The following is a 12873-nucleotide window of genomic DNA, read 5'->3' on the forward strand; positions in this document are numbered from 1 at the left end:
TCAAATCGAATTAGTGTTCGCACTCCTTCGAACGTGTTTCTCATCGCTTAATGAATAAGTGTTTATGCCTAGTAAAACGAGCAAATGAAAACTTAAATATTCGATAAAATAGTTTGATACTGGTCTAAAAATATCAAGCAATGAGATATCACAGCAAGCCACAAGAATCGAATTCTATTACTCGTGCAATCGAAGCTTTTAACGAGCACCTCAGTGACAAGAAAGAGGAGGGTGAATTTCAATATAACGTTGAACTTGTTTGCTCTCCTGAAGAAGTGCAGAGCTTTGGGTTAAAGAGTTTTGCACTTATGGCGACAGAGCAGGAAGGGTCGATAAGTTCCTCTTGGTCACTCTCAAGTAATGCAGAGCGTAATCGGGTCTTGTTGTCTACTTCTGTTGGAATCAATGAGCCCAAAACGCTCTGTTTTCAGTTTCCAGGCACAAAGTCGACCGCATTAGAACTTGAAAATGTTGGCCCAGTCAAACATGGCAGCACCTCTGTAAGTGAATCTTTCGTACCAGTAAAATTATCAGTCCAGATTGGTGAGCGTTTGGGGTGGCCTACACAAGGCTATTTCTACCATTTCATCGATGATGAGCTTGCGCATGAATATCAAATTCAGGATGGAGGAAAGTGGACTTTTTCAGCCACCACATCAACCAATGAACAGCTGAGTGATGAAGTCGTCGATGGTCATGAAGCGTCAGTGATTGTTTTGCCGTGTAAGATTGGTAACACTAAAGTCAGCAGGCAGCACTTGCTCTATGTTCGAAACAAGCTTTCAGCTGAATTCATGCAATCAACATTGTCGGCCGAATGGTTAGATGAAAACGCCTGCATAGTTGATCTTGATGAGGTCATTGAAACTCGAACAGCGAAGCTAATAGAGAAACCGAAGCAGATTGGTGAAGAGGTCATCTATACCATTCAAGCTGGGGATTCGTTGTCCGCTATTGCTCATCGACAAGGTTTATCATTAGAGGCCTTACTGGCGTTGAATCCACAACATGAAGAGAATCCGCATCAGATAAATGTTGGCGATAAGCTTGTTCTAGAGCGTAAGTCGAAAGCGACGCAAGAGATTGAGTTCCACACTTGCCAGCTCGATCCAGAAACCAATCAACGTGAAACATGGGATGGCATTGCGGCGCTTTACAACTTGTTGCCAAGATTTCTGCTTGAGCTCAACCCTCTCTATCTTGATGACCCACTAAGCTAAAAGTCGGCGATAAGTTAGTTGTAACACCTTCTGAACAAACAGCAGAGGCATGCCCGCGCCAGCCTCTCCCTCCTGAGAATATTACCACCGACAAAACCGCGTTTGCGTATGCCAATGTTCAGTGCCCGCAAGCGGAATCATCGCATGACTTTGTTGAGCCTATCACTGATAGAGTTGATGCAGACAAGCGAACACCCGTCATTAAGGTAGAGCAGATTTTCCTTCACTCTCAGCTACTGTCATCTGTCGATGAGTTAGAAGCCCTAGCGCGAGGTAATGGGGAAAGCATAGGAAAGGGTGCAGAAGGAGAACTAGTTAAAACACTCCAAACGGCATTGCTTGAAATGAAGTTTGATATTGGTCCAAGCCGAAATGACGGTGATTTCGGCCCAAGCACAGAGAATGCTATAAAGCAGTTTCAAGAGCATTATGCTCCGCAGTATATTTTCCATAGTGACTATCGAATGGAAGTGAGTGGTGTTGTAGATACGGGAACGCTGCTGGCGATAGATGAGGCTTTGAAGCTTTTTTGGAACTATTCCACAAATGATGATATGGATTTGAAATGGTTAAAAGTGCCTAATGGACAAGTTACTTTTAATGCTGAGGGCAGTGATAATAGTGCGTCAACTAACTTCTCTAGAGTAATACATTGGCCAGGAAATGATGAATCTGGTGTTACTGTCGGTCGTGGTTATGATTGTGGAAATAGATCTGAAGATGAAATATTCGAGCATATGCAAAGCGCATTAGTTCCTGAGTCTATAGCAAGATTGATTGCTCGATCTGCAGGATTAAAAGGAGAGCAAGCAAAACTCTTCATAGCTTCTTACAAAGAGCAGGTTGGAGAGATAACTAGAAAATCTCAACACCTTCTTTTTGTTGAGATATACCCGACTTATGTCGCTCGTGCAGAGAGAAACTATTTGAGGTGGACGGCTGGTATGAATGCGACTAACTGGGAAGAGCTTGATTCAAAAATTAGAGATATTGCTGTGGATTTTGTTTATCAGGGCTTTACCAAAGGCGAGAGACCGATGGTGATGTGTATGTCAAATGATAGAGAAACTTTGATTAACTATATTGAGACAAATCCGGTGTTGCGTAGATATGACGTTGGGCGACAAAGAGCTAATTATTTGAGAGGTCATTAGGATGAAATATTTATTGGTTTTATTAGTTATTTTTTCAAGTTGTGCAATAGCTAGTGATTCATGTTATGAAAATAAGTTTTCTTCTGATGTTTTGAGTTGCCAAAAACAACTATATGAGTTTGAGAAAAAAAACTATGAGAAGAGAATTGGTTCGATTTTAGAAGGTAAAATTCAGAATGAACTTAAAAGTTCTTTAATAGTAACTGAAAAAAACTGGATTGAGTTGGCAGAAAATGATTGCAAAAACTATTCATTCTACGTCGAAGAAACAACGGTAACTTATGAAATTATGAACCTTGAGTGTGTAACAAGTAAGTATATTGAGAGAACAGAATTTTTGAGTGGTTTGAAAGAAATGATAGATAGTTTTGAGTGATATTGATGATATAGCAGAGTGCATTCAATGAAATGGCTAATTGTATTTTGTATGTTGTTGCCCAGCGTTTCTATAGCTAGCCTCCTAGAACTAAAAGCAAGCTGTGATAGAGATAATGCTCAAAATATTAACTTCTTTTCGATAGTTTTTATTGGTGATGGGGGAGCTCGGGTTGAGGTTAATACTAATCAGATTTACGTGGTAGCTAAAGAGGTTAAAGTTTCAAAGGAAAGTAGTGACTTCTTCTTTGATAAGACAGACAGCATCGGATTAGCTGGGGCCAATATTAATTGGGGAGATGTCAGTAAGCAGAACCCAATGTTTACCTTGCATAAGCTAAATGACAGAGATTATGTGATTCACTGGTATGGTTTTTTCGATGAGAAAAAAGGCGAGTATCTGTGGTCCAATGCGGGAGAGAAAGGTGCTGACTTGTATTCACAGCGGAGTATCATACAAAACTGCCAACACTATTAGTTGTTTTGGTCCTTCTAACGTCGCTAGCTTGATGCGAAGTTATAAACAGTTGGATTGCGGGTGACTATATGTTGATTTTCAGTTGGTTAAATAAAGGAGTTTGAATTGAGAATCTTGCTAGGCATTGGTGTAGGTTTGTTAGTTACATTTAGCACTTTAGCGAACATAGATGAGCTGATCGCACGAGAAGGGGTTGCTGAGGTATTCATTGAAAGCTTACAGCATCAATATGCAATTGGCCCTAACTTTAATCATACCGAATATGTTTTCAGTTACCCATGTGGCGGTGGTGCTATCTGTGGTGCTATTTACTCGAAAGAGTCTACCCAACTGATTCATTTCCCAACTGAGTTTCAAATTGATTCTGAAATGATCGCCTACGAGACAAGTTATTCACTAGGTTCAAACGAAATTTGTTTTTCAGGGCAAAGCGCTTACGACAGCACTGTTTATGACAATGTTTGCTTTGCTCTTCAAGATGGCGTTTTAAAGCGTATAACACCACATAATATCAATTCTGATACGTACGTTCTTACAAATGATCGTATACATAAAGTCCCTTCGGATGAAATTTGGGTTTCTAAAGATGTGCCAATTGCTCAGTGCAAGGTTTGCACAGCAGATGTCTATGTTGAAAGCGGGATAGTAGAAGTTGATGGTATGACTGTAGAGGGTAAGTTTAACCTTGCACTAAGGAAATCGGAGACCTTGGTTTTTCATTCTGGGACGGAGTTTGTCTTAGGTGACGTAAGGCCATTGCTAGACATAAAAGTCGTTATCCAACCAAGCAACAATGAATAGTAAATGCAGCCGATGTGGCAATAGAGGGGGGGGAGATCAATGGAGCTGTTTTGGTCTAAAGCTAATAGGAACCGAGTCTTAGTTACTTGTTTGTGTGTCATACCTTTTGAGGTTTTATCAGCTCCTTCTTTTTATCAAACTCTTACTTCCAATATTCAATGCATGGATGAAAATTATGCTGGGGCAAAAGAGAAAGATAAAGTGCAGCAAGAACGGTTCTTGGATTGCTTTCCTAAAACTTTTCGTCATTTCAGTGCCACGTTTGGGTATGGGGTGGTGCATTTTCTAATAGGTCATTAGTGTCTCAACATACATTGATATATGAGTATGTCGATTTGTATTTTGAACTGAGTAGGGATAGAAAGAAGTATTATCCACTAACTAGTATCGCATTGAATGGGCACTGGGAAGTGGATGGTGTCAATTACTATCGCTATCGATTAATAGAGTTATTGAAGCTAGAGCCTGAGCATATTGCTAAGACGTTGGACTCTATTGGAACGGAAGATCTAGACAGCTTCTGGTTCTTTTACTTCGATGGCCCACACCTCGCCAAAGATATGCCGGATGAAGTGCTAGCGTTAGATCGGATATCAAAGCGTGTGTTTGCATCCGCTAAGGGCGTTTATGAGTATTATAGAGAAGTACACATTAAGGATTAAAAGGCTCATGCGGTTCATGTTGGTGTTATGTTCACTTCTGCTCTCAATCAATGCCTTCTCCAACAGCTACATCCACCTCCCAGTAGACAGAGATGTTCGTTGTTTGAACGATTCCTACCAAGGTGCAGTAAAAGGAAATGCTGATGATGTTACCGCTTTTCTTCAATGCTTTCCCAAAACCTTCTATCTGTTTAGTGCTACTTTCGCTTCGGGCGGTGCTTACCATCATCGCTCAGCAATCTATGATTCTGAAATAGCTTACGCCTATATCCAACTCTTCTTTTCATTGAATACCAAACAAAGCAACTACTTACCGCTCTTTAAAATCGCATTGAATGGGCACTGGGAAGTGGATGCGGTAAGCTATTACAAACAAGCGTTGGTCACTTTCATTGAGCAAGGCCCTGAGTTGACAGTAGAAACATTGAAGAAACTGGATCAAGAACAGCGCTCAAGCTTTTGGTTTTTCTACTTTGATGGGCCAGAGTTCTCAAACTCAATACCGAAAGAAGTGAAGACACTAGAAGTGTTTTCACAAGACATTTTCGATGAAGCAAAGAGCGTCTATGTCTATTTTCAAGAGACGTTTAATAGCGATGCGCTCAGGTAAGTTTGTTAATAACTGCTTTCCCTACTCATGCACTCTACTTGAACGATATCAACCTCCATTCACAGCGAACAATCGGGAATATTTGGGTCTAAGCCGAAGTTGAGGTAGAATCCCCGGCTCAAAAACTCACGTGATAATTGACGTGAACTGATTACAGACGATGCCAGTCTAGGCATGAGTAGGGCCGTACAATGCAAGATAACACTATGCTGATTAACGAAGGAACTGAAGTGGAAGGGAAAAAGCCACATTTTTACCATTCTCGATTTTCCATCGCGCCAATGCTCGACTGGACTGATCGCCATTGTCGTTACTTCCATCGTTTGATGACCAAAGATACGCTGTTATACACTGAGATGGTCACAACGGGTGCCATTATTCATGGTAAAGGCGACTTCTTAGCGTACAACGAAGAAGAGCACCCAGTCGCACTTCAGCTTGGTGGCTCCAATCCAGCAGATTTGGCAACGTGCGCCAAGCTGGCTCAAGAGCGTGGCTACGATGAAGTGAACTTGAATGTCGGTTGCCCGTCAGATCGCGTTCAAAATGGTCGCTTTGGTGCTTGTTTGATGGCAGAGCCTCAGCTGGTGGCAGATTGTGTCTCTGCGATGCGCGATGTGGTGGATATTCCAGTCACCGTAAAAACTCGAATCGGCATTGACGATCAAGACTCTTACGAGTTCCTAACGGATTTCGTCTCAACGGTTTCAGAGAAAGCGGGCTGTGAGCAGCTTACCATCCATGCTCGAAAAGCGTGGTTGAGTGGTTTAAGCCCTAAAGAGAACCGCGAGATCCCGCCGCTTGATTACCCAAGAGCTTATCAATTGAAGAAAGACTTTCCTCATTTGGTTATCGCGCTAAATGGTGGTATCAAAACTTTGGAAGATTCACTGGAGCATCTTAACCATCTTGATGGCGTGATGGTCGGTCGTGAAGCCTACCAAAGCCCATACTTATTGGCTCAAGTGGATAACATCATCTTCGGTAAAGACACGCCAATCAAAAAGCGCAGTGAGATCGTTGAAGAAATGTATCCATATATTGAACGCCAGCTTTCGCAAGGTGCTTACTTAGGGCACATCACTCGTCATATGTTAGGACTTTTCCAAAATATGCCAGGCGCGCGTCAATGGCGTCGTTACATTAGTGAAAATGCGCATAAGCCAGGTTCTGGTATCGAAGTATTGGAAGCGGCACTAGCGAAGATTCCAAAAGAACTGAATGTGTAAAATTTACCATGTAGATTGGTGATATTTACCAAGTTGTTGTGGGGCAAATCTGCCATTGGTAGGCTTGCCCTTTTTATTTTTATTAAAACAATGGGTTAGTGATTTTTCTTAACTTGGCATGGTATCTGTATAGGTAAACATATCGAGAAAGGAGACAATCATGTTTGAACTTATCTTTGTACTTGTTTTTATTGCGACACTTTTGGTCACTGGTATCACGATGGTGACAGTGTTGGCGGCGACAGGTATTGCTCTAGCCGTAATGATGCTACTTGGTATGATTGGCGTTGTACTTAAGCTGTTGCCGTGGCTTATTGTTATCGCAGTCGGGATCTGGTTCTTCAAAAACCATGTGGCGCAGGCGCGTTAATCGAGAAGTCATTCCGCTTATGACCACGCGCTCTAGGCTAAGCCAGAGAAATGTGTAATGGTGTTTATGCAGATTATGGTACTATTTTCTCAAGTAACCGATACTTTAGACACAAAACTCGTCTTGGAGCGTATTTTTCATGATTAACAAAGCATCCATTGCTGCTGCGTCTATCGCAATGATGGCCTCTTTTGGCACTTATGCGGAATCTGTTGTAAAAGTTGGTGCCGATTACTGGTGGACGGATACCAAAGTTAACGAAGTCAATCGTGACTCAGATAGCGCCCCAAGTATCTATGTTGCGCTAGAGCACGATGTAAAGTACGTCCCTGATGTCAGACTGCGCCACTCTAGTGTTGATGCAGACTACATGGCGTTCGACAAATTTGATGCTACGCTCTACTACCGTATTTATGAGCATGACTTAATGCACTTCGATGCCGGTGTCACGCTTACCGATCTGAGCGACACGCTTTACCGTAATGCGCTTACTAATGAAAGAGTCAGCTTTGATGGCTTTATCTGGGCATGGTATGCCTATGCTGAACTAACCGTTCCAAACTCGAATTTTGATATCATCGGCGAGATGAATTTCGGCGATAACAACGACATTAAGAGCACCGACTTAATGGCAGGGGTACAATATCGAGTGCCTATGCAAGGTGGCCAATTGGCCCTAAAAGGCGGCTACCGAGTGATTGATTTAGAATCGAATATGTTTGAGATCGATTCTGAAGATTTTGGTAAGGAGTTCATCTTTGCTAACGGTTGGTTTGTAGGCGCAGAATACGCGTTCTAATCAGTCGAAACTAAGAAGTTTTCTTAAAGCCTCTCTTTATTAAGAGAGGCTTTTTTATACCTAAAAGAAATAACCCATACAAAATTTAGTACTTTCGAGATTGTTGAGCCATGCTTTAAAAGCGTAGTTGTCGTAAAAGCCATGGATGAACAATGACGATTAATGAACTCAGAACGTTGTACAGAGACAATCAGTTGATTGAAGCGATTATTGAGCCGTCAGTACAAGAGGGTACTTGGATTGTCGAGTTCAGACACCAGCGTGGTGGCTTTGTCCTTTTAACGGATGCGCATGGAGAAGAGTGCCATTATGGTGACCTAAACTTAGCGTCAAAGTCTGCGATGGCCGTTGGATTCAAGCAAGTTCGTATCGAGGCCAAGTAGCGCGCTTATAACCCCTTCCAGTTCCCCTCGTTCCAAAAAGTTATAAAACATTCACTTCTATTCTTTCTTGTTATTACTCTGAGTGGTTAATCTATCGTCACGCAATGAATAGGGATGTCGTGACTATGTCTTCTCAAAAGAAAGTGTCATCAGGAAACACTACACCACCAGAGCTTGCTGGACTAGCAAGCCCTTTAAATGATCAACAGTTTGGTGCATTAGCTCAAACCGTATCTGAACTTTCTCCTCAGCAGCTCGCTTGGGCAAGCGGCTACTTTTGGGGCTTAAGCCAGAATCAAGCAGTCGGCGCACAAACGCCTGTAGCTCAAGCCACCGCAGTGGTTAGTACAAAACCTGCTGGCAAGCTTTCTATTATTTTCGCTTCACAAACGGGTAATGCTAAAGGCGTTGCAGAAGCGTTGGAGCAAGAAGCGAAAGCACAAGGCATCGCTGTCGAGTTGTTTGACGCAAGCGATTATAAAGGTAAGAACCTTGCGAAAGAGACGCACGTTATTATCGTTGCCTCGACAAATGGTGAAGGCGAAGCGCCAGACAACGCCATTGAGCTGCACGAGTTTTTGCAATCTAAGAAAGCGCCAAAACTGCCAAACTTAAGCTACGGTGTCATTGGTCTTGGTGATTCGAGTTATGAATTCTTCTGCCAAACAGGTAAAGATTTCGATGCTTATCTTTCGAAGCTAGGCGCAACATCATTTATTGATCGTATTGACTGTGATGTTGACTATGATGCGCCTGCAGCCGAATGGCGTGCAAAAGCATTAGAGCAAGTTAAAGAAGCACTGTCTTCAGCAAGCGAAGCAGAAGTGGTTCAGCTTCCAGTTGGTGCAGCTTCTGCACACTCTGAGTACACAAAGCAAAACCCATACACAGCAACACTGCTAGCAAGCCAGAAAATCACCGGTCGTGATTCTGGTAAAGATGTGCGCCACGTTGAAATTGATTTAGATGGCTCAGGTATTAGCTACCAGCCAGGTGACGCGCTAGGTGTTTGGTTTGAAAATAGTTCAGACCTTGCTAATGAAGTCTTGGCGAAAGTCGGTCTATCTGGCGTAGAAAGTGTTGAAGTCGATGGTGAAAGCCTATCTATTCATAGCGCATTGGTCAGCAAGTTCGAGATCACTGCCGCGAATCCTCAACTCGTGACTAAGTTTGCTGAGCTATCTGGTAGTAAGAAACTTCAGAAGCTGGTGGATGACAAAGACAAACTGCGTGAATACGCAGGCAACACACAGATCGTTGATGTGCTTGCAGAGAAGAAAACCAAACTTTCAGCGGAAGAGCTTATTGGGTTACTGCGTCGATTGACACCTCGCCTATATTCTATTGCTTCTGCGCAAAGTGAAGTGGATGAAGAAGTGCATCTAACGGTAGGTCTTGTTGAATACCAAAAAGGTGACGCAACTCGTTACGGTGGTGCATCAAGCTACTTAGCACAGCGCTTGGAAGAAGGTGGTGAAGTTAAAGTGTTTGTTGAGAACAACAATAACTTCAAGCTGCCACAAGATGATAACGCACCAGTTATTATGATTGGTCCGGGGACAGGTATCGCCCCATTCCGCAGCTTCGTTCAAGAGCGCGACAACCGTGATGCAGAAGGCAAAAACTGGCTGTTCTTTGGCGATCGCACCTTTACTCAAGATTTCTTATATCAAGTTGAGTGGCAGAAGTACCTGAAGTCTGGCTTAGTGACTCAACTGGACGTGGCATTCAGTCGCGACCAACACGAAAAAGTATACGTTCAACATCGTTTACTCGAGCATGCTGCACAAGTATGGCAATGGCTAGAAGAAGGCGCTTATGTTTACGTTTGTGGTGATGCAACTCGCATGGCAAAAGACGTTCATGATGCATTAATTACGATTGCCGAGCAGCAAGGTGGTTTCAGCAGAGAGAAAGCTGAAGAGTTTGTAAATGATTTACGCAAAGCGAAGCGTTACCAAAGGGATGTGTACTAATGACTTTTTCTACTGAAAATAACAAGCAAGTGGTATTAGGCGAAGAGTTAGGAAAGCTGGCTGATAACGAACGTCTAAAGCGTGAAAGTAACTTCCTGCGCGGCACGATTGAAAGCGATTTACAAGACCGTATCACAGGTGGTTTCACCGCGGACAACTTCCAGCTAATTCGTTTCCACGGCATGTATCAACAAGATGACCGTGATATTCGTAACGAGCGTGCGAAACAGAAACTTGAGCCGCTGCATAATGTGATGCTTCGTGCTCGTATGCCGGGCGGTATTATTACGCCAAAACAGTGGCTGGCTATCGACAAGTTTGCAACCGAGCACTCTCTATATGGAAGTATTCGTTTAACAACACGTCAAACGTTCCAGTTCCACGGTGTACTAAAGCCAAACATCAAGCTTATGCACCAAACTTTGAACAGTATTGGCATTGACTCAATCGCCACTGCGGGTGACGTAAACCGTAACGTACTATGTACGACGAACCCAGTAGAATCTGAGCTTCATCAAGAAGCTTACGAGTGGGCGAAAAAGATCAGTGAGCACCTTCTACCAAAAACCAAAGCGTATGCTGAAATTTGGTTAGACGGCGAAAAGGTAGAAACAACGGAAGAGCCAATTCTAGGTAGCAACTACTTACCGCGTAAATTTAAAACAACAGTTGTTATCCCACCACAGAATGATGTGGATGTGCACGCGAATGACCTGAACTTTGTCGCGATTGCGGAAGATGGCAAGCTAGTTGGTTTCAACGTACTCGTCGGTGGTGGCCTGGCGATGACTCATGGTGACACCTCGACTTACCCACGTCGTGCGGATGATTTTGGTTTCGTTCCTCTAGATAAAACACTGGATGTTGCCGCTGCAGTTGTCACAACACAGCGTGACTGGGGTAACCGTTCAAATCGTAAGAATGCGAAAACTAAGTACACGCTAGATCGTGTAGGTACAGACGTATTTAAAGCGGAAGTCGAAAAGCGTGCGGGTATTAAGTTCGCTGATAGCCGCCCATATGAGTTCACAGACCGTGGTGATCGCATTGGTTGGGTAGAAGGTATCGATGGTAAGCATCACCTTGCGCTGTTCATCGAAAATGGTCGTCTGCTCGATTTCCCAGGCAAACCTCTGAAAAGTGGTGTGGCTGAAATCGCTAAGATTCACAAAGGCGATTTCCGTATGACAGCGAACCAGAACTTAATTGTTGCTGGTGTACCTAAGAGCCAGAAAGCCAAGATCGAAAAGATCGCTCGTGAATATGGGTTGATGGATGACGGTGTCAGTGAGCAGCGTAAGAGCTCGATGGCGTGTGTTGCATTCCCTACGTGTCCGTTAGCGATGGCAGAAGCTGAACGATTCCTACCTGAATTCGTAACAGATATAGAGGGAATCCTCGAAAAACACCAAGTGCCGAAAGAAGACAGCATTATTACTCGTATTACTGGCTGTCCGAACGGATGTGGTCGAGCGATGCTGGCAGAAATTGGTCTAGTAGGTAAAGCACCAGGTCGATACAACCTGCACTTAGGCGGTAATAAAGCGGGTACTCGTGTTCCTAAGATGTATAAAGAGAACATTACCGATAAACAAATTTTAGAAGAGATAGATGGCTTAGTCGCGCGCTGGTCGAAAGAGCGCGAACAGAATGAAGCATTTGGCGACTTTGTCATTCGCGCAGGCATCATTGCAGAAGTTGTCGTCTCCAAGAGGGATTTCTATGCTTGATACAGTAACTTCTCCTTTGAAGTTAGCTGATCTCCTCTCTATGACTAAGGTGGAGCAAATACTCCGCCTTGCAGAAGTTAACGCAGAGCTAGAAAAGCTAACAGCGCAAGAGCGAGTAGCTTGGGCGTTGGAAAACTTAGAGGGAACACACGCAGTGTCTTCCAGCTTTGGTGTCCAAGCTGCATTAATGCTTCACCTTGTTACGCAAGTGAAGCCTGACGTTCCGGTTATTTTGACCGACACTGGCTATTTGTTCCCAGAGACATACCAGTTTATTGATGACTTAAGTGAGCAGCTCACCTTAAACTTGAAAGTCTACAGAGCCCATCAAAGCGCAAACTGGCAAGAAGCTCGTTACGGTAAATTGTGGGAGCAGGGCGTTGAAGGTATAAGTAAGTACAACAAGATCAACAAAGTTGAACCAATGCGCCGTGCTTTGGATGAACTTGAAGTTGGAACTTGGTTCTCAGGCCTTCGCAGAGAACAGTCGTCTAGTCGAGCTAACTTACCGATTTTGTCTATTCAAAATGGTGTATTCAAGTTCTTACCCGTGATTGATTGGTCAAACAAAGATGTGCACTACTACCTAGAGAAGCACAATCTTCCTTATCACCCATTAAGAGACAAAGGTTACTTGTCGGTTGGTGATACTCACACTACTAAAAAGTGGGAGCCGGGAATGTCTGAAGAAGAAACACGTTTCTTTGGTTTAAAAAGAGAATGTGGATTGCATGAAGATGATGGTGAACAATACGGTTCGGGTATTTAATACTTCACTTTAGATATAAAAGGTCGCATTCGCGGCCTTTTTTGTTGGCTGACATATGTGGTTGTGGATAACTTTGGGGGTAATTTGTAGTTATAACTAGGATAAAGTTGAATAAATTAGCCTTTGGATGAAAATGCGTCGCTTAAGCGTTATTTTTGCAATTTTTTCAAAATAACGCTTGCCAATGTGATGCCGATCTCTATAATGCCACCTCATCGACAGGGGCTGAGCTCACAAGGGTTTGAGAACGGTCGGTAAGGCTAGAAAGCAAAAACAAGATAGTTAATTGCCTTTACTTGAAAAAGTAAAATAAAAAG

14 protein-coding genes are annotated in these 12873 nt (G+C 43.1%); all 14 read left to right on the forward strand.

Annotation, left to right across the window (positions count from 1 at the left end; genetic code table 11):
• Nucleotides 1-140: 140 nt before the first annotated feature.
• Complete coding sequence (locus UA76_RS04275; protein WP_047043422.1) at nt 141-1220, forward strand: MIX and LysM peptidoglycan-binding domain-containing protein; 1080 nt, start codon at nt 141-143, stop codon at nt 1218-1220.
• Between the two features lie 287 nt (nt 1221-1507).
• Nucleotides 1508-2374, forward strand: coding sequence for a peptidoglycan-binding protein (locus UA76_RS04280; RefSeq protein ID WP_272946002.1), 867 nt, complete (start codon nt 1508-1510; stop codon nt 2372-2374).
• Nucleotide 2375: 1 nt separating this feature from the next.
• Nucleotides 2376-2750, forward strand: a complete 375-nt coding sequence (locus tag UA76_RS04285) for a lysozyme inhibitor LprI family protein (RefSeq protein WP_047043424.1) — start codon at nt 2376-2378, stop codon at nt 2748-2750.
• A 27-nt stretch (nt 2751-2777) separates the two neighbouring features.
• On the forward strand, nt 2778-3227 hold the full coding sequence (locus UA76_RS04290; RefSeq protein WP_047043427.1) for a hypothetical protein: 450 nt from the start codon (nt 2778-2780) through the stop codon (nt 3225-3227).
• 105 nt (nt 3228-3332) lie between these two features.
• Nucleotides 3333-4028, forward strand: a complete 696-nt coding sequence (locus tag UA76_RS04295; RefSeq protein WP_047043429.1) for a hypothetical protein — start codon at nt 3333-3335, stop codon at nt 4026-4028.
• Nucleotides 4029-4327: 299 nt separating this feature from the next.
• On the forward strand, nt 4328-4690 hold the full coding sequence (locus UA76_RS04305) for a hypothetical protein (RefSeq protein WP_047043435.1): 363 nt from the start codon (nt 4328-4330) through the stop codon (nt 4688-4690).
• 7 nt (nt 4691-4697) lie between these two features.
• Nucleotides 4698-5300 carry a hypothetical protein gene (locus UA76_RS04310; RefSeq protein WP_157617563.1) on the forward strand — a complete coding sequence of 201 codons (603 nt, stop codon included), beginning with the start codon at nt 4698-4700 and terminating at the stop codon, nt 5298-5300.
• A 206-nt stretch (nt 5301-5506) separates the two neighbouring features.
• A complete protein-coding gene (gene dusA, locus UA76_RS04315) occupies nt 5507-6529 on the forward strand; it encodes a tRNA dihydrouridine(20/20a) synthase DusA (RefSeq protein ID WP_047043458.1) in 1023 nt (340 codons plus the stop codon).
• Nucleotides 6530-6689: 160 nt separating this feature from the next.
• Nucleotides 6690-6899, forward strand: a complete 210-nt coding sequence (gene pspG, locus UA76_RS04320) for an envelope stress response protein PspG (RefSeq protein WP_047043440.1) — start codon at nt 6690-6692, stop codon at nt 6897-6899.
• Nucleotides 6900-7038: 139 nt separating this feature from the next.
• Nucleotides 7039-7698 carry a TIGR04219 family outer membrane beta-barrel protein gene (locus UA76_RS04325; protein WP_047043443.1) on the forward strand — a complete coding sequence of 220 codons (660 nt, stop codon included), beginning with the start codon at nt 7039-7041 and terminating at the stop codon, nt 7696-7698.
• A 152-nt stretch (nt 7699-7850) separates the two neighbouring features.
• Nucleotides 7851-8081, forward strand: coding sequence for a hypothetical protein (locus UA76_RS04330; RefSeq protein WP_047043446.1), 231 nt, complete (start codon nt 7851-7853; stop codon nt 8079-8081).
• A gap of 104 nt (nt 8082-8185) precedes the next feature.
• Nucleotides 8186-10057: an assimilatory sulfite reductase (NADPH) flavoprotein subunit gene (locus tag UA76_RS04335; protein WP_202906908.1), complete on the forward strand. Its 1872-nt coding sequence runs from the start codon at nt 8186-8188 to the stop codon at nt 10055-10057.
• A complete protein-coding gene (cysI, locus tag UA76_RS04340; protein WP_047043451.1) occupies nt 10057-11787 on the forward strand; it encodes an assimilatory sulfite reductase (NADPH) hemoprotein subunit in 1731 nt (576 codons plus the stop codon). The genes UA76_RS04335 and cysI overlap by 1 nt, the downstream gene beginning before the upstream one ends.
• A complete protein-coding gene (locus UA76_RS04345; RefSeq protein WP_047043453.1) occupies nt 11780-12556 on the forward strand; it encodes a phosphoadenylyl-sulfate reductase in 777 nt (258 codons plus the stop codon). Before cysI ends, UA76_RS04345 begins: the two co-directional genes overlap by 8 nt.
• The last annotated feature ends 317 nt before the right edge of the window (nt 12557-12873 follow it).

The organism is Vibrio mexicanus (assembly GCF_001012815.1).
GTDB lineage: Bacteria > Pseudomonadota > Gammaproteobacteria > Enterobacterales > Vibrionaceae > Vibrio > Vibrio mexicanus.